General features: G+C 71.0%; 27 protein-coding genes. 13 read left to right on the top strand and 14 right to left on the bottom strand.

Annotation, left to right across the window (positions count from 1 at the left end; all coding sequences use genetic code 11):
* Window positions 1–11: 11 nt before the first annotated feature.
* Window positions 12–425 (bottom strand): SRPBCC family protein, encoded by a 414-nt coding sequence (locus ISP_RS11775; protein WP_034284305.1) that lies wholly within the window; start codon window positions 423–425, stop codon window positions 12–14.
* Window positions 426–489: 64 nt separating this feature from the next.
* On the opposite strand from ISP_RS11775, the gene ISP_RS11770 reads away from it, so the two are divergent.
* Window positions 490–1,104 (top strand): nucleoside/nucleotide kinase family protein, encoded by a 615-nt coding sequence (locus ISP_RS11770; protein ID WP_013224090.1) that lies wholly within the window; start codon window positions 490–492, stop codon window positions 1,102–1,104.
* Here ISP_RS11770 and ISP_RS11765 read toward each other — a convergent pair.
* From ISP_RS11765 to ISP_RS11750, 4 genes are all read right to left on the bottom strand, one after another.
* Complete coding sequence (locus ISP_RS11765; RefSeq protein WP_176742100.1) at window positions 1,101–2,258, bottom strand: glycosyltransferase family 4 protein; 1,158 nt, start codon at window positions 2,256–2,258, stop codon at window positions 1,101–1,103. The genes ISP_RS11770 and ISP_RS11765 overlap by 4 nt on opposite strands.
* 138 nt (window positions 2,259–2,396) lie before the next feature.
* Window positions 2,397–3,455: a C40 family peptidase gene (locus tag ISP_RS11760; RefSeq protein WP_014466785.1), complete on the bottom strand. Its 1,059-nt coding sequence runs from the start codon at window positions 3,453–3,455 to the stop codon at window positions 2,397–2,399.
* 443 nt (window positions 3,456–3,898) lie between these two features.
* Entirely contained in the window at window positions 3,899–4,156 is a 258-nt protein-coding gene (locus tag ISP_RS11755; RefSeq protein WP_013224087.1) for a hypothetical protein, read from the bottom strand.
* Window positions 4,157–4,222: 66 nt separating this feature from the next.
* The gene (locus ISP_RS11750) at window positions 4,223–5,620 is read right to left on the bottom strand and encodes an NYN domain-containing protein (protein WP_013224086.1); all 1,398 of its coding nucleotides are present in this window, start codon (window positions 5,618–5,620) and stop codon (window positions 4,223–4,225) included.
* 118 nt (window positions 5,621–5,738) lie between these two features.
* On the opposite strand from ISP_RS11750, the gene ISP_RS11745 reads away from it, so the two are divergent.
* The 3 genes from ISP_RS11745 to ISP_RS11735 all read left to right on the top strand — a co-directional run bounded on the left by ISP_RS11745 (window position 5,739) and on the right by ISP_RS11735 (window position 8,262).
* A complete protein-coding gene (locus ISP_RS11745) occupies window positions 5,739–7,442 on the top strand; it encodes a DEDD exonuclease domain-containing protein (protein WP_013224085.1) in 1,704 nt (567 codons plus the stop codon).
* A 359-nt stretch (window positions 7,443–7,801) separates the two neighbouring features.
* On the top strand, window positions 7,802–8,083 hold the full coding sequence (locus tag ISP_RS11740) for an Lrp/AsnC family transcriptional regulator (protein ID WP_013224084.1): 282 nt from the start codon (window positions 7,802–7,804) through the stop codon (window positions 8,081–8,083).
* Window positions 8,080–8,262, top strand: coding sequence for a YdeI/OmpD-associated family protein (locus tag ISP_RS11735; protein WP_014466784.1), 183 nt, complete (start codon window positions 8,080–8,082; stop codon window positions 8,260–8,262). The genes ISP_RS11740 and ISP_RS11735 overlap by 4 nt, the downstream gene beginning before the upstream one ends.
* 55 nt (window positions 8,263–8,317) lie before the next feature.
* Here the strand turns inward: ISP_RS11735 and qcrB are convergent, their stop codons facing one another.
* The 4 genes from qcrB to ctaE all read right to left on the bottom strand — a co-directional run bounded on the left by qcrB (window position 8,318) and on the right by ctaE (window position 12,668).
* Entirely contained in the window at window positions 8,318–10,000 is a 1,683-nt protein-coding gene (gene qcrB, locus ISP_RS11730) for a cytochrome bc1 complex cytochrome b subunit (RefSeq protein WP_013224083.1), read from the bottom strand.
* Window positions 9,997–11,163, bottom strand: a complete 1,167-nt coding sequence (gene qcrA / locus ISP_RS11725; RefSeq protein ID WP_013224082.1) for a cytochrome bc1 complex Rieske iron-sulfur subunit — start codon at window positions 11,161–11,163, stop codon at window positions 9,997–9,999. The genes qcrB and qcrA overlap by 4 nt, the downstream gene beginning before the upstream one ends.
* Window positions 11,160–11,978 carry a cytochrome bc1 complex diheme cytochrome c subunit gene (gene qcrC / locus ISP_RS11720; protein WP_037374396.1) on the bottom strand — a complete coding sequence of 273 codons (819 nt, stop codon included), beginning with the start codon at window positions 11,976–11,978 and terminating at the stop codon, window positions 11,160–11,162. The genes qcrA and qcrC overlap by 4 nt, the downstream gene beginning before the upstream one ends.
* 66 nt (window positions 11,979–12,044) lie before the next feature.
* Entirely contained in the window at window positions 12,045–12,668 is a 624-nt protein-coding gene (ctaE, locus tag ISP_RS11715; protein ID WP_034284302.1) for an aa3-type cytochrome oxidase subunit III, read from the bottom strand.
* Between the two features lie 95 nt (window positions 12,669–12,763).
* Between ctaE and ISP_RS11710 the strand changes: the two genes are divergently transcribed.
* From ISP_RS11710 to trpD, 3 genes are all read left to right on the top strand, one after another.
* Window positions 12,764–13,177, top strand: a complete 414-nt coding sequence (locus ISP_RS11710; protein WP_013224079.1) for a hypothetical protein — start codon at window positions 12,764–12,766, stop codon at window positions 13,175–13,177.
* Between the two features lie 125 nt (window positions 13,178–13,302).
* A complete protein-coding gene (locus tag ISP_RS11705; RefSeq protein WP_013224078.1) occupies window positions 13,303–13,713 on the top strand; it encodes a response regulator in 411 nt (136 codons plus the stop codon).
* 5 nt (window positions 13,714–13,718) lie between these two features.
* Window positions 13,719–14,753, top strand: a complete 1,035-nt coding sequence (trpD, locus tag ISP_RS11700; protein WP_013224077.1) for an anthranilate phosphoribosyltransferase — start codon at window positions 13,719–13,721, stop codon at window positions 14,751–14,753.
* On the opposite strand, the gene ISP_RS11695 is transcribed toward trpD, so the two are convergent.
* Complete coding sequence (locus ISP_RS11695; RefSeq protein WP_176742101.1) at window positions 14,746–15,675, bottom strand: DMT family transporter; 930 nt, start codon at window positions 15,673–15,675, stop codon at window positions 14,746–14,748. The two genes, trpD and ISP_RS11695, sit on opposite strands and share 8 nt — an antisense overlap.
* Window positions 15,676–15,758: 83 nt before the next feature.
* On the opposite strand from ISP_RS11695, the gene ISP_RS11690 reads away from it, so the two are divergent.
* Entirely contained in the window at window positions 15,759–16,718 is a 960-nt protein-coding gene (locus ISP_RS11690; RefSeq protein WP_013224075.1) for a GlxA family transcriptional regulator, read from the top strand.
* 157 nt (window positions 16,719–16,875) lie between these two features.
* Here ISP_RS11690 and ISP_RS11685 read toward each other — a convergent pair whose 3' ends face one another.
* On the bottom strand, window positions 16,876–17,295 hold the full coding sequence (locus tag ISP_RS11685) for a cytochrome c oxidase subunit 4 (protein ID WP_013224074.1): 420 nt from the start codon (window positions 17,293–17,295) through the stop codon (window positions 16,876–16,878).
* A 31-nt stretch (window positions 17,296–17,326) separates the two neighbouring features.
* Complete coding sequence (ctaC, locus tag ISP_RS11680; RefSeq protein ID WP_014466782.1) at window positions 17,327–18,271, bottom strand: aa3-type cytochrome oxidase subunit II; 945 nt, start codon at window positions 18,269–18,271, stop codon at window positions 17,327–17,329.
* A 184-nt stretch (window positions 18,272–18,455) separates the two neighbouring features.
* Here ctaC and asnB point away from each other — a divergent pair, with 184 nt between their 5' ends.
* Together asnB and ISP_RS11670 are read left to right on the top strand one after the other, a co-directional pair.
* Window positions 18,456–20,390 (top strand): asparagine synthase (glutamine-hydrolyzing), encoded by a 1,935-nt coding sequence (gene asnB / locus ISP_RS11675; protein WP_013224072.1) that lies wholly within the window; start codon window positions 18,456–18,458, stop codon window positions 20,388–20,390.
* 73 nt (window positions 20,391–20,463) lie between these two features.
* Window positions 20,464–20,676 (top strand): hypothetical protein, encoded by a 213-nt coding sequence (locus ISP_RS11670; protein ID WP_141748452.1) that lies wholly within the window; start codon window positions 20,464–20,466, stop codon window positions 20,674–20,676.
* A 58-nt stretch (window positions 20,677–20,734) separates the two neighbouring features.
* Here ISP_RS11670 and ISP_RS11665 read toward each other — a convergent pair whose 3' ends face one another.
* Window positions 20,735–21,727 (bottom strand): carbohydrate kinase family protein, encoded by a 993-nt coding sequence (locus ISP_RS11665; protein ID WP_013224071.1) that lies wholly within the window; start codon window positions 21,725–21,727, stop codon window positions 20,735–20,737.
* A 148-nt stretch (window positions 21,728–21,875) separates the two neighbouring features.
* Between ISP_RS11665 and ISP_RS11660 the strand changes: the two genes are divergently transcribed.
* Window positions 21,876–22,046 carry a hypothetical protein gene (locus ISP_RS11660; protein WP_014466779.1) on the top strand — a complete coding sequence of 57 codons (171 nt, stop codon included), beginning with the start codon at window positions 21,876–21,878 and terminating at the stop codon, window positions 22,044–22,046.
* Window positions 22,047–22,125: 79 nt separating this feature from the next.
* Here ISP_RS11660 and ISP_RS11655 read toward each other — a convergent pair whose 3' ends face one another.
* Window positions 22,126–22,503 (bottom strand): HesB/IscA family protein, encoded by a 378-nt coding sequence (locus ISP_RS11655; RefSeq protein ID WP_013224070.1) that lies wholly within the window; start codon window positions 22,501–22,503, stop codon window positions 22,126–22,128.
* Between the two features lie 145 nt (window positions 22,504–22,648).
* On the opposite strand from ISP_RS11655, the gene ISP_RS11650 reads away from it, so the two are divergent.
* A complete protein-coding gene (locus ISP_RS11650) occupies window positions 22,649–23,296 on the top strand; it encodes a DUF3043 domain-containing protein (protein ID WP_013224069.1) in 648 nt (215 codons plus the stop codon).
* A 244-nt stretch (window positions 23,297–23,540) separates the two neighbouring features.
* Window positions 23,541–23,756, top strand: coding sequence for a hypothetical protein (locus ISP_RS11645; protein ID WP_013224068.1), 216 nt, complete (start codon window positions 23,541–23,543; stop codon window positions 23,754–23,756).
* The last annotated feature ends 44 nt before the right edge of the window (window positions 23,757–23,800 follow it).

Here is a 23,800-nt window from a genome sequence, read left to right as displayed (position 1 = left end):
TGCTCACGGCGTCAGCGTTCGGCGAGTGCCGCCACGACGCGCTCCGTCACGTCCTGCCAGTATGCCCGCTGTTGCGCGCGCTCTTCCGCGTCCGCAAGCCATTCCTGGTGGAACCGCAGCGTGGTCTTGGCTCCCGTGCCGCTCAGCCGCACCTGCACGGTCGAGTCGTGGTCCCAGTCGCTCGGCCGCCACGTGAGCCGCACGCGGTCGCCGTCGGCGAAGCTGCGGATCTCGCCGACCGTGCCGTTCGCCGTTTCGTACTCCGCGCCCGGCTCCCTGGGCAGTTCCACACCGGGGCCGAGCCAGATCGTGACGCCCTCGCGGCTGACCAGGAAGTCCCACACCACCTCGGCCGGGTAGGGCAAGGTGCGCGAAACGCCGATGTTCCACCCGACATCGGCCGTCTTCCCCACTGAAGAACTCATGTCCTCATCTTCCCACCGGGGTACGACAAAACCGGCGGGTGGCCCGGGTGGAAGATGGGAACCCGTGCGCTACCGCCCGATCTCCCCCGCCGTCCTCGCCGAGGAACTCACCGACCGCATCGACGCACTGACCTCGCCGCGGATCGCGGTGGCCGTCGACGGCGCGGCGGGCGCCACCGGAACCGCGGAACTCGCCGATGCCCTGGTCGATCCGCTACGCCTGCGCGGCCGCGCGACGCTGCGCGTTTCGGCCGGCGACTTCCTGCGCCCCGCGTCCCTGCGCTTCGAGCACGGCCGCACGAACCCCGACGCCCGCTACACCGGCTGGCTCGACCTCGGTGCCCTGCGCCGCGAAGTCCTGGAGCCGCTGAAGGGGTCGGGCGAGGTCCTGCCGTCGCTGTGGGACGCCGAGCGCGACCGGGCCACCCGCGCCGAGCGGGTGCCGCTGCCCGAAGGCGGGGTCGTGCTCCTCGACGGCGAACTGCTGCTCGGCGCCGGGCTGGCCGTCGACCTGGCCGTGCATCTGTGGCTCTCCCCCGCCGCCCTGCGCCGCCGCGTACCGGAGGCCTGGGCGGTCCCGGCCTACGAGCGCTACGAGGAAGAGGTGGATCCGAGCTCGCTCGCCGACGTCGTGGTGCGGGTCGACGATCCCCGGCACCCCGCGCTCTACACGCCTTAGCGGACCACGGCCACCGGATCGCCGTCCAGCAGGCCGGACAGCCGCCGCGCCATGACGTCCCAGCGCCAGTTCGCCGTCACCCACGCCCGGCCGGCCTCGCCCATCCGGCGCGCGCGGACCGGGTCGGCCAGCAGGCTGACCAGGGTCTCGCTCAGCTGGACGACATCCCGGCCTTCGACGACGTGCCCGGTGACCTCGTCGAGCACCGCTTCGGGCGCCCCGCCGGAGTTGCCGGCGACCACCGGCAGCCCGGTCGCCGAGGCCTCCAGGTAGACGATCCCGAGCCCTTCGACGTCGAGGCCCTTGCCCCGGGTGCGCGCGGGCATCGCGAAGACGTCGCCGGCGGTGTAGTGCGCCGGCAGCTCGGCCCACGGCACCGATCCGGTGAGCACGACGTCGCGCTCCAAGCCCAGCTCGGTGACCAGTTCGGTGAGCTTCTTGCGGTACGGGCCGCCGCCGACGAGCAGCAGGGCGGCGTCCGGAACGCGCTCGCGGATCGCCGGCAGCGCGCGGATCAGCTGGTCCTGGCCCTTGCGCGGGACCAGCCGCGACACGCAGACGACGGTCGGCCGGTCACCGAGGCCGTGGCGGGCGCGGATCTCCGCGCGCGCGGCCGGATCCGGCCGGAACACCTCGGTGTCGACGCCGGAGGGCAGCAGCTCCAGCCCGGCCATCGCGCCGAACGCCGCGGCGAAGCGGCCACGGGTGTACCGGCTGACGTAGGTGACGACGTCGGCGGTGTCGCCGATCCGCCGCAGCGCCTGCCGCGAAGCCGGGAGCATGGACCAGCCGACTTCGTGGCCGTGCGTCGACGCCACCACGCGGCGTGCCCCGGCCCGGCGCAGCGGGTGCCCCAGCAGCGCGAGCGGCGCCGCGGCACCGAACCAGACGGCTTCGCAGTCCCGCGCCCGCATGATCTGCTTCGCCCGGCGGAGCACGTCCGGCGTCGGCAGCATCAGCGACGTCGGGTGCCGGACGACCTCGAACGGCGCCTCGGCGTCGAACTCCTCGTGCGACCCCGTCCGCGACTCCCACGACGGCGCGTAGACGACCAGGTCGTCCGCCGGCAGCCGGGTGGCGAAGGAGTTCAGGTAGTTCTGGATCCCCCCGGGCCGGGGCGGGAAGTCGTTGGTCACGAGCAGAGTCCGGAGCACGCCCAAAGGCTAGCCGCCACCTATCCGTTCGGGGGTCCGGGTGGCGAAGCCCCCGGCCCGAGGCGGAGCCTCGGATGACACAGCCGGAGGGGCGGCACCGCGTGTGCGGTACCGCCCCTCCGTGCCACTGATCGAAGGTCACGCCGTCGGGCGGCGCGCTCCCGAGTACTGGCTCTGCAGCGGCGAAATCTTCACGACGTCACCGGTGTCGGGCGCGTGCACCATCTTGCCGTCGCCGATGTACATGCCGACGTGCGAAACCGGCGAGTAGAAGAACACGAGGTCGCCCGGCTGGAGCTGGTCCCGCGGCACCGCGGCGCCGAAGGTGGACTGCTCGCGGCTGGTCCGCGGCAGGGTGATCCCGGCCTGCCCGTAAGCCCACTTCGTCAGACCGGAGCAATCGAAGTTGATCGGGCCGGTGGCGCCGTACACGTACGCGCTGCCGAGCTTGCTCAGCGCGGCATTGACCGCCGCCTGGGCGGCCGCGGTCGGGGCCTGGATGTTGGTGGGCACGGACCCGCCGCGGTCCTTCTGCACCGCCTTGTCCGCGGAGCTCAGGTTCTTGTCGGCCGCCTTGATCTGGTCGATCTGGTCCTGCAGCGTCTTCTGCTTGGCCTTGATGTCCTCGGTCAGCTTGGCTGCCGTGTCCCGCGCGTCCTGCGCACGCTTCGCGGCGTCGCTGGCCTTGGCGGCCGCGTCGGTGGCCTGCTGGACGGCACCGGTGAGGTTGCCCATCGCGGCGTTCTTGCCGGTCGCGATGACCTCGAGGGCCGAGGAGCGGTCGAGGAAGTCCTGCGTGGACGTGCCCGCCAGCAGCGCCGACAGCTTGTTCAGCTGGACACCGCTGGTGAACGACGCGCCGGCGAACTTGTCGACCTCGGTCTGGTACTTCTTCTGGCTTTCGGACGCTTGGGCAGCCTGCTGCTTCGCCGCGTTGACGTCGCCGGTGGCCTTGTCGAGCTCGCCCTGCTTCTTCTTCAGGTCGTCCTGAGCCGAAAGCAGGTCTTCGTTGAGCTTCTCGGCCTGGGCCGCGAGGTCGCGGTACTTGGCGAGGGCGTCGGAGCCGGCGGGTGGGGTCTGGAGAACGGGGACGGGGGCGGCGGTGGCGGCCATCGGCTGGGCCACGGTGACGAGGGTGATCACCGAAGCCGCGGCGAGGGCACCTGAAACCACGCGCCTGAGGGAATGCGACTGCACGGTCGCGCGGGTCTCCTTTGCGTCTCGGCCGCCGACGGGGACCGGGGCACGAAGAGGTCGGGGGTTCCTCTTCGCCGCTGTCCCGCCACCACGCGCCCGAGCCGTGCACATTTGCCATGCACGAGCCGCAACAGGTGAAGCACGCGGTGGTGGTTCCGGTTCCCAGCTTCCCGACAAAGCTGCGTCCGGCGGCGATCCCGCGTCGCCGCCTCCACAGACGGCCGGGGGCCACGAGATCTCGGACAGGTTACGAAAAGACCGCCACCACGTCCACCACCTCGCGGCCAAAAACGCTGAGTGACGCCGTTGACCACCATCGGACCAGGGCAAGAACAAACATGTGATGGGCGTTACACGCTGGGGTTTCTCCGGAGAGCATTTCGACTACCGACCGTTCACCGATTCAATCGACCATTCGGCGCGCCGCCACGAAACGGTGGAAATCAGGCGGTGCGCCGGATCGGTTCTTCGACCAGCCGAAGGTGGGGCACCATCCCGGCCTCGGCCAGCGCGTCGACCGCGCGCCGCTCGTCGGCGTCCCACACCACGGCGGGTGGCGCGCCGAGCAGCACGCTCACGACGCAGTCGTGGCACGAGATGCCGCGCACCGCGCAGCGGTCGCAATCGACCACCAGGTTCTCGATGTCCGAAACGGCGATGTGCGAGACGTCCACTTCGGACAGCTCGGGGGTGCCGGTCATGTGTCCTCCTCACGTGGGGAACTGCTGCTCCACACGGTAGGGGCCACCACCGACAGTTTCCGGCGGTCAGACCCGGGAGAGGCGGCTGACCAGCACAGATGACGGCGTGGGGTGGGCGCCGCGGCCGCGCACGGAGTCCGCGACCGCGCGGTCGGACGTCGCGACGACCATCGGCCGCCCCGCGGGCTCGGCCGCGACGAGGTTGCGGATGACGTCGTCGGCCAGCACCCCCCGGTCGGAGAACAGCACCCGCACCCCGCGGGGCACCGAGGCGGGGACCGACAGCACGCCGGCGCCGTCGAACACGACGGTGACCTCGGCGGAGGTGCGCGCGGCCAGCGCGGACAGCTGGTGGATCAGCCGGTCGCGCTGGTCGGCGAGGGCGAGTTCCGGGTAGCCGGTCTTGGTGACGTTGTAGCCGTCGACGATCAGGTGCACGTTGGGCAGCGCGAGGTAGCGGTCCAACGTGGACACGTCGGCGATCTTGCCGCCCTGGCCGAGGCCGGAGCTCGCGCCGCGGACCATGTCCGCCGGGCGGGCGCCGCGCGCGCCGAGGGCGAGCTCGCGGCGCAGGCCGGTGACGGCGCCGTCGATGGTGTCGATGAGCAGGGCGAGCCGGACCTCGTCGGCCTGCCGGGCCTCGCGCGCGGACTGGCGGGCGATCTCGGCGTCGGCGACCGCGCGCTCGGCGCGGGCACGCTCGCCGGCGACGCGCTGGCGTTCGCGCTCGAGCTGGGTGGTGAGGGCCGCGATCTCGTCGTTGCGCGCGGCGGAACCGCGTTCGGCGTCGGCGGCGGCCGCTTCGGCCGCGTCCCTGGCGTGGCGCAGCTGGACGCCTTGTTCGCGAAGGCGCTTCAGGAGCTTCTCGACTTCGCCCTCGCGCTCGCCCCGGGCGTTCTCGGCGGCTCGTTTCGCCTCGGCGAGTTCGGCGCGGACCTGGGCGAGCTCCAGCTCGAGCCGCTGGGTGCGGGCGAGCGCAGCGTCGCGTTCGGCGCGCAGGGCGTTTTCCTCGGCGTTCCGGGCGACCAGCCGGACGCGCCCGGCGGCCCCGGACTCGCCGAGCAGGACGGCGGCGGCCGCCGCGGCGACGGATTCGGTGGCGTTGGGGTCGAGCGCGTCGGTGCGGTGCTCGCGCAGCCACTCGATGACGGCGGTCCGGAACTGGGAGGAGTCGCCGAGGGCCGCGAGCAGGGCGGCGCCACCGAGCTTGGCGCGCTTGGCCGGGGCGAACTTGGCGACCGGCCGCAGCTGGCGGGGCACGTCGGTGGCGGGCAGCTTGGCGACGGCGGCCGCGGCGAGCTCGGCGATGCGGTCGCGCACCGGTTCGGGCAGCGCCGGCCAGGTGGCCGGATCGGGATGTCCGGCCTGGTCAGCGGGCTCCTCGGCCGGCTCGGCGCGCGACGCGACACCCGAAGGACCGACGGGGTCCTCGGGCGGCTCCGGCACGAGCGGCTGCGGGTGCATTGGTCCAGGGTAGGCCCCGCCCTCGCATCCCGCCCCGCACGCCACACGGACCGCGCGGGCATCGCGCCGGCCACTGCACCGTCAAAACTGTCGGGGGTCGCCCCTAGAGTCCGTGCCCATGCGTTCGGTCCAGGCTCAGCTCGCCTTCGACGAGCTCGGAACTCCCTTGCGGGACACCACTTTCGTCGTCTTCGACCTCGAGACGACCGGGGCTCCGCCGGGGCCGTCGGGGATCACCGAGATCGGGGCGGTGAAGGTGCGCGGCGGCGAGGTGCTGGGCGAGTTCGCGACGCTGGTCAACCCGGGCGCGCCGATCCCGCCGCAGATCGTCTCACTGACCGGGATCACCCAGGCCATGGTCTACGACGCGCCGCCGATCGAGGAGGTGCTGCCGGCGTTCCTCGAGTTCATCGGGGGTGCGGTGCTGGTGGCGCACAATTCCGGCTTCGACACCTCGCACATGCGGGCGGCGTGCGAGGGGCACGGGTACGTGTGGCCGAAGGCGACGGTGGTGTGCACGGTCCGGCTGGCGCGGCGGGTGGTGCCGCGGGACGAGGTCGGCCGGTACAACCTGACGGCACTGGCGCTGCTGTTCGGCGCGAGGACGCGGCCCACGCACCGGGCGCTGGACGACGCACGGGCGACCGTGGACGTCCTGCACGGCCTGCTGGAGCGGGTCGGGAACCTGGGCGTGCACTCGCTCGAGGAGCTGATGGGGTACCTGCCGGAGGTGACCGTCGCCCAGCGGGCGAAGCGGCACCTGGCCGCCGACCTGCCGTCGGCACCGGGCGTCTACCTGTTCAAGGGGCCGAAGGACGAGGTCCTGTACGTCGGCACGGCGAAGGACCTGCGGCGGCGGGTGCGGACGTACTTCACGGGTTCGGAGAACCGCAGCCGGATCCGGGAGATGGTCGCGCTGGCCGAGCGCGTCGACCACGTGGTGTGCGCGCACGCGCTGGAAGCGGAGGTGCGGGAGCTGCGGCTGATCGCCGCGCACCGGCCCGCGTACAACCGGCGGTCGAAGAACCGGCACCAGGGCTGGTGGATCGGCTTGACGGACGAGGCGTTCCCCCGGCTGTCGGTGGTGCGGCTGCCGCGGCCTGGGGTGCTGGGCCCGTTCCGCAACCAGGCCGACGCCCGCACCACCGCGGACACCCTGGCCGGGGCATCGGGCCTGCGGACGTGCACGCAGCGGATCTCGCCGCGGTCGGCGAACGGGACCCCGTGCGTGCTGGCGGAGCTGGGGCGCTGCGGAGCGCCGTGCGCGGGCCGCCAGAGCGTGGCGGAGTACGGCCCGGCCGTCGAGTCGGTGTCGGGGCTCATCGCGGGCCTGGACGGCGGTCCCCTGCACACGGCGGCCGCGCACGTGGAGCGCCTGGCGGAGGGCCGGCACTACGAGCAGGCGGCCCGCCACCGCGACGAGCTGGCGGGCCTGATCCGGGCGCTGGGCCGGGCTCACCGGCAGTCCTCGCTGGCCTCGATCGGCGAGCTGATCGCGGCGGCCCCGGACGGAGCGGGCGGCTGGGAGCTGTCGGTGATCCGCTACGGCCGTCTGGCCTCGGCCGGCGTGGCCCCGCGCGGGGTGCCGCCGATCCCGGTGGTGGAGGCGCTGGTGGCGTCGGCGGAGACGGTGCTCCCGGACCCGGGCCCGCTCAACGGCGCACCCCCGGAGGAGGTGGGGGTGCTGCTGCGCTGGCTGGCCCGCCCGGGAGTGCGGCTGGTCCGCACCACCCGCCCCTGGGCCGAGCCGGCGGCGGTCGCGGGCTGGCGCGGCTGGCTGGACCTGGTCGCTAACGCCCATTCACTGGAACACGTCGGCTGACGTACCCCGGCGCCCCGCCCGACCCGCCTGCCCGGGTCGGTTGACGTACCCAGCCGGTCGGCTTGCGTACCCGGAGAGTCGGCCGGCGTACCCGGTCGGTTCGTGGCCTACCGATCCGGGCACGCGACCGACCGCCCAGGTACGTGAGCCGACCCTCCAGGCACGCAAGGCGACCACCCAGGTACGCGAGGCGACTGGCCGGGTGTGCCGTCAGGTGCCAATAGCGTCTCAGCCGGGGTGTCGTCCGGTGGTTCAGCGTCCTGCGGAACGCAGTGACCGGACACCGGCTGGCCCGCACCGCGGCGTAGGGCTCACTAGGATCGCGGGCGACACCCGCAGACGAGTCTTGGAGGACCCAGGTGATCACCGCGATCGTGTTGATCCAGGTAGAGGCGGACGCGATCCCGGACGCGGCGCAGGCGATCGCCGACATCGAGGGTGTCGGCGAGGTCTACTCGTGCGCCGGGGACGTCGACCTCATCGCCACGGTGAAGGTGTCCACGCACGAGGAGCTGGCCGACCTGATCCCCGGCCGGATCGGGAAGGTGCCGGGCGTGCTGGACACCGTCACGCACATCGCCTTCCGGTCCTACAGCCGCGCCGACACCGAATCCGCCTTCTCGATCGGCGTGGAGGATTGAGCGAGCTCCCCGCGGAGCTGGCCACCGCCCTCGCGGCCGCCCCGGACGCCGCGGCGCTGTTCGAGGCGCTGCCGCCCTCCCACCGGCGTGAGTACGTCCAGTGGGTCGCCGAGGCCAAGAAGCCCGAAACGCGCGTCTCGAGGGCGGAGAAGACCGTCTCCCGGCTCCGCGCCGGCTAGCAATAGACGACGAAAGGCCACCTCCCGGAAGAGGTGGCCTTCGTCGTAGGTGGAGCTAGTGGTCGGACTGCTTCGCGGTCGACGCCGTCTCGGCGGAGTCGAACTCGCCGTGCTGGCCGTGCTGACCGTTCTCGGCCCCGGAGTGCCCGTTGCCGTTGGCCCGCTGCAGCGCCGCGGTCTCCTCGGCCGGGTCCGGGGACCAGAACGTGCCCGGCACCGCGTGCCCGGCCGAACCCAGCTTGTTCATCTTCTTCGGCACCGACGCGCCCTGGTACTCGAGCGGGATCGCGTGCCCGTGGCTGTCCACGCCGGCCAGCGGCTGGTGGATCTCGATGAACTCACCGTGCGGCAGCCGCTTGATGATGCCCGTCTCGACGCCGTGTTCCAGCACCTCGCGGTCGGCCCGCTGCAGACCCAGGCAGAGCCGGTAGGTCAGGTAGTAGGCCACCGGCGGCACGAGCAGCACGCCGATGCGGCCCGCCCACGTCGTCGCGTTCAACGAGATGTCGAACTGGTCGGCGATGATGTCGTTGAAGCCGGACAGCTCGATGACCAGGAAGAAGCCCAGCGCCATCGCGCCCAGCGCCGTGCGGACCGGGGCGTCCCGGGGCCGCTGGAGCAGGTTGTGGTGCGCGGTGTCCTTGGACAGCTTCCGCTCCAGGAACGGGTAGGCCAGCAGCAGGCCGATCAGGATCGGCATGCCGACCGCGCCGGGGAAGAACACCGCCGGGATCGTGTAGTTCCCGAGGTAGACCTCCCACGCCGGCCAGATCCGGAGCATGCCGTCGGCCCAGGCCATGTACCAGTCGGGCTGCGAGCCCGCCGACACCTGCGCCGGGTTGTACGGGCCGAAGTTCCACACCGGGTTGATCTGGAACAGGCCCGACATCAGCGCCAGCACGCCGATGACCAGCGTGAAGAACGCCCCGCCCTTGAGCGCGAAGTACGGCATGATCCGGACGCCGACGACGTTGGTCTCCTTGCGGCGCACGCCCGGGAACTGCGTGTGCTTCTGGTACCAGACCAGCGCCAGGTGCACCCCGACCAGCGCGAGCATGATGCCCGGCAGCAGCAGGATGTGCAGCGTGTACAGGCGCGGGATGATCTGGTCGCCGGGGAACTCCCCACCGAACAGCGCCCAGTGGATCCAGGTACCGGCCACCGGCACCGAGAGCACGATGCCCGACAGCGTCGCGCGGATACCGGTACCGGAGAGCAGGTCATCCGGCAGCGAATACCCGAAGAAGCCTTCGAAGCAGCCCAGGACCAGCAGCAGACCGCCGATCACCCAGTTCGCCTCACGCGGGCGCCGGAACGCGCCGGTGAAGAAGATCCGCAGCATGTGCACGGCCATCGACGCGACGAAGATCAGCGCGGCCCAGTGGTGCAGCTGCCGCATGAACAGGCCGCCGCGCACGTCGAACGAGATGTCCAGCGTCGTGCGGAACGCCTGCGACATCTCCAGGCCCTGCATGTTCTTGAAGCTGCCGTGGTAGACGACCTCCTGCATGGAGGGGTCGAAGAACAGCGTCAGGTACACACCGGTGAGCAGCAGGATGATGAAGCTGTAGAGCGCGATCTCGCCCAGCAGGAACGACCAGTGGGTCGGGAACACCTTGTTCAGCTGGTGCCGCAGGCCCTTGGCCAGGTGGTACCGCTGGTCGGCGTTGTTCGCGGCGTCGCCCAGCGCCTTCTCGACCGGGCTCGACCCCTTGGTCGGCGTGGTGAGTGAACTCATGACTTACGCTCCCAAAAGGCCGGACCGATGGCCTCGTTGAAATCGCCTCGCGCGATCAAGTATCCCTCTTCGTCCACCGTGATCGGTAGCTGGGCCAGCGGACGGGTCGCCGGGCCGAAGATCGGCTTGGCGTAGTGAAGCGCGTCGAACTGCGACTGGTGGCACGGGCACAGGATGCGGTTGGTCCGCTGCTCGTACAGGGAGGTCGGGCAGCCGACGTGGCTGCAGATCTTCGTGTACGCGTAGTAGTCACCGAAGTTGTAGTCTTCCTGGCCGGCCCGCTTGACCACCTTCGCGGCGTCGGTCGGGCGCAGGCGGATCAGCATGACCGGGTTGTCGACGCGGGTCAGCGCCTTGGCCAGCGCCTCCGCGTCGTTCCGCTCGGACTCGCGGAACGGGAACACCGTCTCCATCGCGCCCGCGTCGAGGTCCTCGGCCTTGACCAGCGAGATCTCGGTCTCCTTGCCGTGCTCCACCTCGACCGGCTTGCCGGTGTTGCGGCGCAGGTAGACCTTCTCGCCGGGGAAGTTCGGCTGCCAGCCGGTGTGCCACAGCGAATCGCGGGTCTCGGTGTTCTTCCACGGGTCCTTGATGAAGGACGCGATGGGCAGCGCCGCGGCCGCGAGGCCGAGCGCACCCGCACCGGCGATCGCCGAGCGCTTGACCAGCGACCGGCGGGCGATGGTGCTGCGGTTCCCGGCGTCGGCCAGGTGCGCGAGGATCGTCGCGCGGTCGACCTCGGGCGAGCCCTCGCCCTGGTTGTCGCTGCGCTGCTGCACCGCGACCTCGGCGGGCACGAACTTCTTCGTGTACAGGATCACGCCGATGCCCAGGCCGAGGATGGCCAGGCCGAGCGTGATGCCGAGCATCGGGGTGTAGAGGCTGTACCAGAAGTGGCCGCTCTCGTTGTCCGGCGCCTCGTACTGCCACGGCCACCAGATCAGCGAAACGACGAACCCGATCCCGGCCAGCGCGGACAGGCCGAACCAGAACGCGACCAGGCGTTCGGCCCGCTTCTCCGCGCGGGTGCCCTCCACGGGCCACGGGGTCGGGTACTCGACGATCTCGACGCCGTCGAGCGCCCCGCCCAGCTTCACCAGCTGGTCACGGTCCATCTCAGCCAGCTCCGCCTCCGACGGCGGCTTCGGCCCCTCGGCACTCATGCCTTCGATCCAATCCACAACGTCACGCCGATCAGCGCGGCGATCCCGACGATGAAGGCGATGACGCCCTCCGAAGCGGGGCCGACCCCGCCGAGGCCGTTACCACCCGGGTCATTGTTGCCGTCCGACACCGACTTCACGTAGGCGACGATGTCCTTCTTCTCCTCCGGCGACAGCTGCCGGTCGGAGAACTTCGGCATGTTCTGCGGGCCGGTGAGCATGGCCGTGTAGATCTGCTCTTCGCTGGCCGGGTCCAGGTTCGGCGCGTACTTGCCGGCGGACAGCGCGCCACCGCGGCCGGTGAAGTTGTGGCACGACGCGCAGTTGAGGCGGAACAGCTCGCCACCGCGGGCCGGGTCGTCGCCGCGCAGGGCCTCGCCCTTCTCGGCGGGCCGCTGGACGCCGCCGCCGTGCGCCTGGATGTAGGCGCCGACCGCGTCGATCTCGGCCTCGGTCAGCTTCGGCGGCTTCCGCTCGATCTGCGCCTCCTGGCGCGCGGCGGGCATCCGGCCCGAAGAAGTCTGGAAGTACACCGCGGCGTCGCCGATGCCGATCAGGCTCGGCCCGCGGTCCTGCACGCCCTCGAGGTTCGCGCCGTGGCAGGCGATGCAGGTGTTGTTGTAGACCTGCTCGCCGAGGCGCAGCTGCGCCGGCGTGCCCTGGGCCTGCGCGGTCTGCGGCTCCGGGGCGAACACGGCGTACAGGGCGCCGGCGCCCACCAGCGCGATGCCGAGCGCGAGCAGGCCGGCGAACCGCCTCCGCAGCTTCGACCGCGCGCGGTAGCGGCGCTCCGAGGTTTTGGTGCTGGTGGTCATCTTGCGGCAACCCTTGCTGTCAGTTCAGGCCGATGGTGAAGGTGGTGGCGGCTGTGGGTGAAACCCTCACGGCAGGAGGTAGATCACACCGAAGAGGCCGACCCACACGATGTCGACGAAGTGCCAGTAGTAGGACACGACGATCGCCGACGTGGCCTGGGCGGGCGTGAACTTGCTCAGTTTCGTGCGGATGAGCAGGTACACGAAGGCGATGAGCCCGCCGATGACGTGCAGGCCGTGGAACCCGGTGGCGAGGAAGAAGACCGTGCCGAACGGGCCGGACGGGATCGTCATCCCCTCTTCGACCAGGTTGTGGTACTCGTTGGCCTGGCCGGCGACGAAGATCGCGCCCATGATCAACGTGACGATGTACCAGCGGCGCAGCCCGTAGACATCGCCGCGCTCGGCGGCGAACACGCCGAACTGGCAGGTCAGCGAGGACAGCACGAGGATCACCGTGAACGGGATCGCGTACGCCACGTTGAGGTGGAACGGCTCGTCGTGCAGCGGCGGCGGCCACTGGCCGGACGAGTTCTGCGCCTTGACGGTGAAGAACATCGCGAACAGTCCGGCGAAGAACATCAGCTCGCTGGAAAGCCACACGATGGTGCCGACACTGACCATGTTCGGCCGGTTCAGCGAGTGGACCCGCTGACTGATGGTGGGAGCTGCCGTTGTCACGCGTCGCATTATGTCCTCTCGCACCGCCGCTCCGCCGGGTGGGTCCACGGCGAGCCGTCTGCGTAACCGATCACACCGGATGCCCGGGAAGGTGAGAGCTACTCATGGGTTTACTCGACCGCCTGCGTGACCTGGTCAAGAAGCGGGAAACGCCCGGTCTGACCCCCGACGAGCCCGATCTCAAGATCGTCGCCGAGGCCTTCGACCCGGTCGTCGCGGACTCCGCCGTGCTCGCCGGTTCACCCGCCTGGGTCAGCACGGCACCGGCTGTCCTGCGGCACCACCTGCTGCTCCCGCCGGACCGGCTCGCCGAGGCGGCGTCGATCCTCGCCCAGGACGGCTATGAGCTGCGGGAACAGTCCCCTTCGGAGGATCCGGCGCGCGTGCTCGCGGTCCGGGTGCAGGTGCTCGACGCCCTGCACTGCGCCCAGGAACGGTCCCGGATGGCGGGTCTGGCGCAGCGGCTCGGCGGCGACGCGCTGGGCTGGGACGCGCTCCAGCCGGAGGCGCCCGCGTGATGTCGGTCTCGGCCGATACGATCGCGGTAGACGTGCTGAACCGGGGCTGCGCCCCGGGCCGGGGGCTCCGCCACCCGGAGCCCCCGAAAAGCAGTGTGCGGTGACGAGATGGAGGCGTGTCCAACATGGGCGAGCGGTCGATGCGGGTCCTGGTGTTCAGCCACAAGGCGGAGGTGCGCGAGGCGATCGTGAACGCGGTCGGCCGGCGGCCCGCCGCCGATCTGGCGCGCGTGGACTACGTCGAGGCGGCCGGCATCGCCGACGTGCTGTCCGAGGTGGACGCGGGGAACGTCGACCTGGCGATCCTCGACGGCGAGGCGCAGCCCACCGGCGGCATCGGCCTCTGCCGCCAGCTCAAGAGCGAAATCACCGACTGTCCCCCGATCGTGATCGCCGTGCGGCGCCGGGACGACCGGTGGCTGGCCACCTGGTCGCAGGCGGATGCCGTGCTGGTGCACCCGCTCGACCCGCTGACCGCCGCGGAGACCGTCGCCGACGTGCTGCGCGCGCGACGGGTCCCGGTCGTGAACGGCTGAGCCCGGTGACCACCCCGGTCCCCCGCACCTGGCCACCCCTGCTCAAGCAGCTCGTCGCGGGCGTCGACCTCTCCGCGGAGGACACGGCGTGGGCGATGGACCAGATCATGAGCGGCGCGGCGAGCCCGGCCCGGATCGCCGGGTTCGCGGTGGCGCTGCGCGCCAAGGGCGAGACGCCCGAGGAGATCGCCGGGATGGCGGCCACGATGCTGGCGCACGCCCGGCGGGTCGAACTGGACCGCCCGGCGGTCGACATCGTCGGCACCGGCGGCGACGGCTCCAACTCGGTGAACATCTCGACGATGGCGACGATCGTCACGGCGGCGGCGGGCGCGCCGGTGGCCAAGCACGGCAACCGCAGCGCCTCGTCGAAGTCCGGCGCGGCCGACGTCCTCGAAGCGCTCGGCGTCCGGATCAGCCTGCCGCCGGAGGACGTCCAGCGCAGCCTCACCGAGGTCGGCATCGGGTTCTTCCTGGCCTCGGCGTTCCACCCGGCGCTGCGCCACGCCGGCCCGGTGCGCAGCGAGCTCGGCATCCCGACGACGTTCAACCTGCTCGGCCCGCTGACGAACCCGGCCCAGCCGGGCGCCGCGCTGATCGGCTGCGCGTACGCCGACAAGACGCGGGTGCTGGCGGAGACGTTCGCCCGCCGCGGCACCCGCGCCCTGGTGGTCCGCGGCGACGACGGCCTCGACGAGATCACCACGACGACGACGTCGACCGTGTGGGTGGTGTCCGAAGGCACGGTCACCGAGCGCAGTTTCGACCCGGCGTCGGTGGGCATCGCCCGCGCGACGGCGGAGGACCTGCGCGGCGGCGACGCGGCGGCGAACGCCGAGGTGGTCCGCGACCTGGTGGGCGGCAAGCCGGGCCCGGTCCGCGACGCCGTCCTGGTCAACGCGGCGGCCGCGTTGACCGCCTTCACCGGCTTCTCCGAGTCCCTCGAGGACGACCTCCGCGCGGGTCTGGCGCGGGCGGCCGAGGCGATCGATTCGGGCGCCGCGGCCGCGCTGCTGGACCGCTGGATCGCCTTCAGCTGACCTGCTCGCCCGCTCGGGGGCGGGCGGTCGTCGCGGCCGGCTCTTCCGGCGCGGCCGTGGGCTTGCGGCCGCGCTGGGGGGCCAGCGCCGCCGCCAGGACCGCCACCATGCCCAGTGCCTCCGGCCAGGTCGGGCGGTGGCCGTAGAAGGCGATGTCGACCAGGACCGCGACCACCGGGTAGACGTAGGACAGCAGCGCCACCGTCGTGGTCGGCAGCTTGCCGATGCTCGCGTAGATCAGCACGTACATCAGGGCCGTGTGCACCGTGCCCAGCAGCACCAGCCAGAGCAGCCCCGACGTCGTCGACGGCAGCGGCGTGATCAGCAGCGCGGGCGCCAGCACCAGCGCGCCCACGGTCGTCTGCACGGCGGCCAGGAGGTGCGGGCGGAGGTGCTTCAGCTGCTTCGCGACGAAGGACGCACCGGCGTAGAGGAACGCCGCGCCGAGGGCCAGGGCAATGCCGGCGAGCTGGACCGGTTTGCCGTCCTCGCCGTGGGCGGACAGCGAGATCACGGCCACCCCGCCGAACGCGATCCCGGCCCGGACCAGGTGGCTCTTGGCGACCTTCTCGCCGAGGAAGGCGGCCGCCAGGCCGACCAGGATCAGCGGCTGGGTGTGGTAGACGACCGTGCTGACCGAGATCGACGACAGCGCGTACGAAGCGAACAGCAGCACCCAGTTGCCGACAAGGAACAGCCCGCCCAGCACGGCGAGGCCGAGGTCGCGGCGCGACGGCCGCCAGGACTGCAGCCAGCCGCGGGAGAGGCACCAGAGCACGAGCAGGGCGCCGCCGACGAAGCATCGGGCGAAGGCCACGGCGGGGGCGGCCGCGCCGCTCTCGAGGACTACGGCGCCGATCGTGCCCGACATCGCCATCGCCGCGGACCACTGGAGCAGGGGGCGGGTTTCGGAGTTCGTCATGCCGATCAGGTTCGTCGCCTTCGTCGCCGCCAACCAGTGTCAGAGATGACAACGGCCGCAAAACTTGTGACACACTGGCCGCCATGGACGTCAACCGGGTCGCGGTGGTGCTCGCCGACCGCGTTTCGCCGTTCGAGCTGGGCGTCGCGTGCGAGGTGTTCGGCACCGACCGCAGCGCCGACGGCATCGGGGGCTGGGACTTCGCCGTCTGCTCCCCCGGCGGGACGGCGGTCGAGAGCTGGTCCGGGTTCGGGCTCTCCGGACTGCGGGACCTGGATTTCGCGGCGTCGGCGGACCTGCTGATCGTGCCGACGTGCGCGCCACGGACCGCGCCGCCACCCGAACCGGTGCTGGACGTCCTGCGCGACGCGGCCGGGCGGGGCGCGTGGGTGGCGGGGTTCTGCGCGGGGGTGTTCTCGCTGGGGTACGCGGGCTTGCTCGACGGCCGCCGGTGCACGGTCCACTGGGTGTACGAGACGGAGTTCCGGCAGCGGTTCCCGGCCGCCGAGGTGGATCCGCAGGCGCTCTACGCCGACGACGGCGGCATCCTGACCAGCGCGGGCACGGTGGCGGCGGTCGACCTGTGCCTGCACCTGGTCCGCCGGCTGCGCGGCGTCGCCGCGGCCACGACGCTGGCCCGGCGGATGGTCGCGGCACCGCACCGCGCGGGCGGGCAGGCGCAGTTCGTCCAGGCACCCGTTCCGGCGACGGCGGCGGGTGACGACGCCGTGGTCGCGGAGGCCCTGGAGTGGGTGGAGCGGCGGCTGGACCAGCCGTTCACGGTGGCGGAACTGGCCCGCCGCAGCGGCTTGGGCGAGCGGACGTTCCTGCGCCGCTTCTCGGCGGCGACGGGCACCACCCCGCACCGCTGGCTGACCGAACGGCGACTGGACCGCGCCCAGGCCCTGCTGGAGGAGGGCGGCTTGTCGGTGGAGGACATCGCGGCAGCGTGCGGTTACGCGTCGGCGGCCGCGCTGCGGCACCAGTTCAGCCGCCTGCGGGGGACGAGCCCGTCGTCCTACCGGACGGCGTTCCGCGGCTGACCCGCCGCGCGCCCGCCCGGCCGGAAACGCAGTGAATGACTCATTCCTGGCGTCGGACGCCAGGAATGAGTCATTCACTGCATGGGGCGACCACGGCACCGACACGAACCGGCCGCCGCACCGGAGTGCGACGGCCGGTTCGTTCAGGCTGGGGACGTCAGTCGTGCGACGGGCCCGTGTGGTACTCGAACACCAGGCCGCCGATCGTGATGAGCAGCGCGACCAGCGCGATGACCAGCAGCCAGATGTGGAAGAACGCCAGCCCCAGCGCGGCGAGGGCGGCGGTGGCCGCCATGCTGATCGGCCAGTAGCTGCCCGGGCTGAAGAAGCCCAGCTCGCCCGCGCCGTCGCTGATTTCGGCGTCCTCGCGGTCTTCCGGGCGCGGTTCGATGCGGCGGGCGACGAACTGCATGTAGCTGCCGGCCAGGAACGCGAGGCCACCGGTGAGGAACAGCGCGACGATGCCCACCGGCTCGGCACCGTGGGTCGCGGCCAGCGCGGTCCACACCCAGTAGACCCCCGCCATGAACACGGCGAAGATCGCCACGATGAAGAAGATGCGGGCTTCGACCTTCATGGTCTTCCTCTACTCCTGTATTCCTGGGAGATCAGTTGGACGCGGTCCGCGCCGTGCGGTCGGTGTTGAACGGCTGGGTGGTCACCGCGTGCGGGGTGCACAGCTCGCCGCAGTTCATCTTCGCCAGCGCTTCGGCCGCGGTGAACGTCTGGCCCGTGGCCGGGTTCACCTGCTTGCGCAGCGAGAGGTACTGGTCGAACTTGTCCGCCGAGAGCGCGCGGACCTCGAAGTTCATCACCGAGTGGTAGGTGCCGCACAGTTCCGCGCACCGGCCGACGAAGGAGCCTTCGCGGTCGATCTTGTTCTGGAAGGAACTGTCCTGGTTGTTCTTCTCCGGGTTCGGGAAGACGTCCCGCTTGAAGTGGAACTCCGGCACCCAGAAGGAGTGGATGACGTCGGTGGAGACCAGGTCGTACTGGATGGTCTTGCCGACCGGGAGCACCAGCAGCGGGATCTCGCCGGACGAGCCGACCGTGCTGACCTGGCCGCTGCCGTCGGGCTTCGCCGCGTTGGCGTCCTCGTACTTGAACTCCCAGTTCCACTGGAACGCCACGACCTGGACCTTGAGGTCCGGGTTGGGGATCTTGTCGAGGACCTTCGACTCCGTCGTCGCGGTGAAGAAGAACAGGACGCAGACCATGATCGTCGGGACGACGACCGTGAACAGCTCGAGCGGGATGTTGTACTGGAACTGCCGGGGCAGCTCCTCCGGCTCGCCGTCGGCGGTCTTCTTCTTGCGGTGGAACGTCGCGGTCCAGAAGATCAGCGCCCACACGATGGCCCCGACGACCAGCGCGGCCACCACGGCCCAGGTCCACAGCGTGCGCATCTGGTTCGCCTGCTCGGTGACACCGACCGGCCAGCCGAACCGCAGGATCTCGTCGCCGGAGCAGCCCGTCGCGGTCAGCGCGACCAGCACGGCCAGCGCGGCGATCCGCACGGTCCGCTTCCCCAGGGTGCGCTCGGGTTGTCCCACTGCGCCTCGCCCTTTCACCCAGAGCCTCCTACGACCGATCTTCGTGACAGGCGGAGCCTAGCCGAGTTGGCCCGTCCCGCTGACCAAGGGGTAACCCTCGACGCGCGTGTTACTCGCCACGAGCCGCCCGGCATACTGGGCACTTCCCCAGCCCGATGACGCCCCTGAAGGTGTGTGAGTACCCGTGTGCGGCCTGCTTGGACTGATCTGCGCGACCGAGACCGGCGCGGCGAACGCGCGTGACGCCGTCGGCGCGGCCATGCGCTGCCAGCGCCACCGCGGCCCCGACGAGCAGGACACCTGGGCCGACGCCGAGGTCGTCTACGGCTTCAACCGGCTCGCCTTCATCGACGTCGAGCACGCGCACCAGCCGCTGGTCTGGGGCCCGCCGGAGGCGCCGGGCCGCTACACCATGAACTTCAACGGGGAGATCTACAACTACCTGGAGCTGCGGGCGGAGCTCGCCGAGAAGCACGGCGCGAAGTTCGAGACCGAGGGTGACGGCGAGGCCATCGTCGCCGGCTTCCACTACCTCGGCGCGGACTGGGTGAAGCGCCTGCGCGGGATGTTCGCCTTCATGATCTGGGACTCCCAGGAGAAGCGGGTCTTCGGCGCGCGCGACCCGTTCGGGATCAAGCCGCTGTTCTACTCGGCCGGCCCCGGCGGCGTGGCGTTCTCCAGCGAGAAGAAGAGCCTCCTGGAGCTCTCGGACGTCCTCGGCGTCGCGCAGGAGCTGGACCGGAAGGCCCTGCAGCACTACCTGGTGCTGCAGTACGTGCCCGAGCCGGAGTCGCTGCACACCGCGATCCGCCGCGTCGAGTCCGGGACGTCGTTCGAGGTCGTGCCCGGCGGTGAGGTGCGGTTCACCCGCTACTTCCACCCGCAGTTCAGCGCGAAGCCGGTGAACACGCAGGCCGAAGCCGAGGCGCTGCACCAGCGCATCGCCGATGTGATGCGCGACTCGGTCGGCAAGCACATGATCTCCGACCCGGACGTCACGGTCGGTGCGTTCCTCTCCGGCGGCATCGACTCCACGGCCACCGCCACGCTGGCCAAGGAGCACAACCCGAACCTGATCGCGTTCACCACCGGGTTCGAGCGCGAGGGCTACTCCGAGGTCGACGTCGCCGCCGAGTCGGCCGCGGCGATCGGCGTGAAGCACGTGGTCCGCACGGTGTCGGCGGACGAGATGATGGAGGCCCTGCCGCTCATCGTCTGGTACCTCGACGACCCGGTGGCCGACCCGGCGCTGGTCCCGCTGTGGTTCATCGCCCGCGAGGCCCGCAAGCACGTCAAGGCGGTGCTCTCCGGCGAGGGCGCGGACGAGCTGTTCGGCGGCTACACGATCTACAACGAGCCGATCTCGCTGGCGCCGTTCGAGAAGATCCCCGGCGGCATGCGGAAGCTCATCGGCAAGGTGTCGACGAAGATCCCCGAGGGCACCCGCGGCAAGGACCTGCTGCGCCGCGGCGCGCTCCCGCTGGAGGACCGCTACTACGGCAACGCCCGCAACTTCCGCGACGACCAGCTGCGCAACGTGTTGAAGACGTACCAGGAGGGCGTGGGCTTCAAGGACGTCACGGCGCCCTGGTACGACGTCTCGCGCGGCTGGGACCCGGTGGCCCGCATGCAGCACGTGGACCTCTACACGTGGCTGCGCGGCGACATCCTGGTCAAGGCCGACAAGGTGACGATGGCGAACTCGCTGGAGCTGCGGGTGCCGTTCCTCGACGCCGAGGTGTTCAAGGTCGCGGCGTCGATCCCGCTGGACCAGAAGCTCGCCCACGGGACGACGAAGTACGCCCTGCGCCAGGCGCTGGCGAAGATCATCCCGGCGCACGTGCTCAACCGCCGCAAGCTCGGCTTCCCGGTCCCGATCCGGCTGTGGCTGCGCAACGAGATGTACGACTGGGCCCGCGGGATCATCAACGATTCCCAGACCGGGGAGCTGCTGGACAAGAAGGCCATCCTGGCCCTGCTGGAGGAGCACAAGGCGGGCCAGCTGGACCGCAGCCGCCAGCTGTGGGCGCTGATCGTGTTCATGCTGTGGCACGGGATCTTCGTCGAGCACCGGATCAAGCCCGAGATCCCGGAGCCGGTGTACCCGGTCAAGCTCTGACGCTCTTTCACGGCGAAGGCCCCGCACCGGATCAGTGCGGGGCCTTCGCCGTCACCACGGTGCCGCCACTCTGGTGCACGTCCGCGCTCAGCCCGGGTATTCGACCACCTCTCAGGTGCTGCTCAAGCTGGTGGTCGAGATCGACTTGCTGCTCTCCGACCTCGAGCGACGGCTCGCCGGTACGGCCTTGAAGCAAGTCTGGCGCACCGTTGTCGAGGTCCGCGGGCTGCTGAAAGGCCTGCCCCAGCCGACGCGGAAGTCACTGCCGAGCGGCTCCTCCGACTGAAACCAGCCGGCGAAGGCCCCCAGCACCAGCTCGGTGCGGGGCCTTCGCCGTGGAAGCGTCAGGCGGCGGGCAGGACCACCGAGATCTCCTCCGCCGCGTCCGGGCCGAACGCCTCGCCGATGCGGGCCAGGGCTTCCGCGCGGTCGAACGTCCACTCCTGCGTGCCGACCGTCTCCAGGACCAGCACCGCGATCAGCGAGCCGAGCTGGGCGGCGCGCTCCACGTTCAGCCCGCCGTCGAGGCCGGCCAGGAAGCCCGCGCGGAAGCCGTCGCCGACGCCGGTCGGGTCGGCCTTCAGGCGCTCGGGGACCGCGCCGATCTGCAGGGCGATGCCGTCCTTGCCGACGATCTCGACGCCCTTCTCGCCCAGCGTCGTGATCCGCAGGCCGACCTGGTCGAGGACGTCGGCCTCGGTCCAGCCGGTCTTCTGGAGCAGCAGCTCCCACTCGTAGTCGTTGGAGAACAGGTACTTCGCGCCGGCGACGAACGCGCGCGCCTGCTCACCGGTCATCCGGGCCAGCTGCTGCGACGGGTCGACCGCGAAGGCGTAGCCGCGCTGCCGGCACTCCGCGGCGTGGCGGATCATGCCCTCCGGGTCGTCCGGGCTGATCAGCACCAGGCTCAGCGCGCCGGCCCGCTCGGCGATCGGCTGCAGCTCGATGTTGCGGGACTCCGCCATCGCGCCGGCGTAGAACGTCGCGATCTGGCAGAGGTCCTCGTCGGTGGTGCAGACGAACCGCGCGGTGTGCGCGACCTCGGACACGTGCACGCCCGAGGTGTCCACCCCGTGCCGCTCCAGCCACGAGCGGTAGTCGGCGAAGTCGGCGCCGACGGCGCCCACGAGGACCGGCTGGACGCCGAGCACACCGAGGCCGAAGGCGATGTTCGCGCCGATGCCGCCGCGCCGGACCACCAGGTCGTCGGCGAGGAAGCTCAGCGAGACGCGGTGCAGCTGCTCGGCGACCAGCTGCTCGGCGAACCTGCCCGGGAAGTGCATGAGGTGGTCGGTCGCGATACTGCCGGACACCGCGATCCTGGCCCTGTCTGCCACCGGCTGCTCCTTAGTGTTCGACCTCACGGCAAAAGGCGCGAAGTTACCCCCGGGTCGTGACCCATCCGGGTAGTTCGCGCGTGCCCAGCCGACACTACCGGCTGGTACTCCTTCTCCAGTCGAGAGCGGATCAATAGCGTTACGAATCGTGAACGCCGTCACCGAACCCGAGACCCTGTCCGAGCTGATCGCCGACTGCGCGCTCATCCCGGCGACGTTGCAGGCCGAGAGCCTGCCGCTGCCCCGCGTCACGGCCAAGCCGTGGCTGGTCGACGAGGCGTGCCACGCCCAGGTGGCCGAGCTCGACGCATACGTGTAGATCCGCAGCAACGAGAAAGGCCCCGCCTCCCACCGGGAGACGGGGCCTTTCTCGCGTGTTTCGCCTTCTTGCGGACGACTCAGTGGAACGAGTCGCCGCAGGCACAGGAGCCGGTGGCGTTCGGGTTGTCGATCGTGAAGCCCTGCTTCTCGATCGTGTCCACGAAGTCGATGACGGCTTCCGACACGTACGGCGCGCTCATCCGGTCCACGGCGACCTTGAGGCCGTCGAAGTCGCGGAACAGGTCGCCGTCGAGCGTGCGCTCGTCGAAGAACAGCTGGTAGCGCAGGCCCGCGCAGCCACCGGGCTGGACGGCGATGCGCAGGTGCATGTCGTCGCGGCCCTCCTGCTCGAGCAGGGCCCTCGCCTTGGAAGCCGCGGCGTCGGTCAACGTGACGCCGTGGGTCTCCTCGGCGGTCTCGGCCTGCTTCGCGCCGGCGTGCTCAGCGGTCGTCATGGCACTCCCTCTAAGTTCGAACTCGCTGCGGATACTCCTCGTGCTGACGTGTTCAACACCGGGGACGTCCGATCTGTTCCCCACCATCGTCGCACATCGATCGCCCTGGTTACCGGCGGCGTGACGCCTGCAATACCCTGGTGAGGTGAGGTTCCTGCGCCGAAGCACCACAGACACCGCCGCCGAAGAGCCGGAGTCGGCCGAAGCCGTCGACGTCGCCGGCAAGGCGTACACGCCCGGTAAGGGCAAAGCTACGCCCAAGCGCCGCGAGGCCGAGGCGAAGCGGCGTGGCCCGGTGGCGCCACCGCCCACGACGATGCGTGAGGCGATGAAGCGCAACAAGGAGCTGCGCAAGGCGAACCCGCAGACCAAGGAAGACCGCCGCGCGGCGGCCAAGGCCCGCCGCGAGGCGATGATGCGCGGCGACGACAAGGCCCTGCTCCCCCGCGACCGCGGGCCGGTCAAGGCGTACGTCCGCGACCTGGTCGACAGCCGGCGCAACCTGCTCGGCCTGTTCATGCCGCTGGCCATCCTGGTGTTCCTGGCGCTGCTGGTGCCGCTGCCCCAGGTCCAGTCGTACATCACGCTGCTGTGCACGGCGATGCTGCTGGTGATGGCGATCGAGGGCTTCGTGAACGGCCGGAAGATCGCCAAGCTGGTCCGGGAGAAGTTCCCGAAGGAAGCGGTGAGCGGCCGGTCGCTCGGCTGGTACGCGTTCGTCCGGGCGTCCCAGATCCGGCGGCTGCGGATGCCGAAGCCGCGGCTGAAGCCCGGGGACCCGATCCCGAACTGAGCAGTTTCCGAGAAGCCGGGTGGAGCGAGCCTCCACCCGGCTTCTTGCTGTCCGCGACTGCGGTACCCTCCGTAACGGATCGGTCGTCGCACCGGCTGATCCGGCGTTTTGTCTGGCTTGATCGTCAGCAGGCCACCCGGGACCGGACGCCGAAAGCACGCGTCGGCGAGAGCCGCCTTCCACCGCGTTGCGCACCTGAGCCAGCTGGCGGAGAAGTCCCGGGCCGGTCAGCGGTGAGGGCCGCGTGTCGTCGTTCGAAATCGTCTTGTCCCGCGTCGCCGGGATGTCCGCGGCGAGCCTCTGGGCGATCGCCGCCATCCTCTTCATCGTCTTCCTCGGCGCCTGGCTGCTCTACCGGCTCCATCTCACCAAGCGCAAGGACGCCGAGCGCTTCCGCCTCAAGATGCCGTTCTTCGAGATCGAGGCCGGGCCGCCGGCCGACGGCGACCGGCCGGAATGAAGCCGGAGTCACGCCAGGTCGTTAGCAAAGTAAACGATTACCGC

Origin of the sequence: Amycolatopsis mediterranei (genome assembly GCF_026017845.1) — a bacterium.
GTDB classification, from domain to species: Bacteria; Actinomycetota; Actinomycetes; order Mycobacteriales; family Pseudonocardiaceae; genus Amycolatopsis; species Amycolatopsis mediterranei.
Note: the sequence above shows the minus strand (reverse complement) of the source record. Positions and strands in the feature narration are given on the sequence as shown.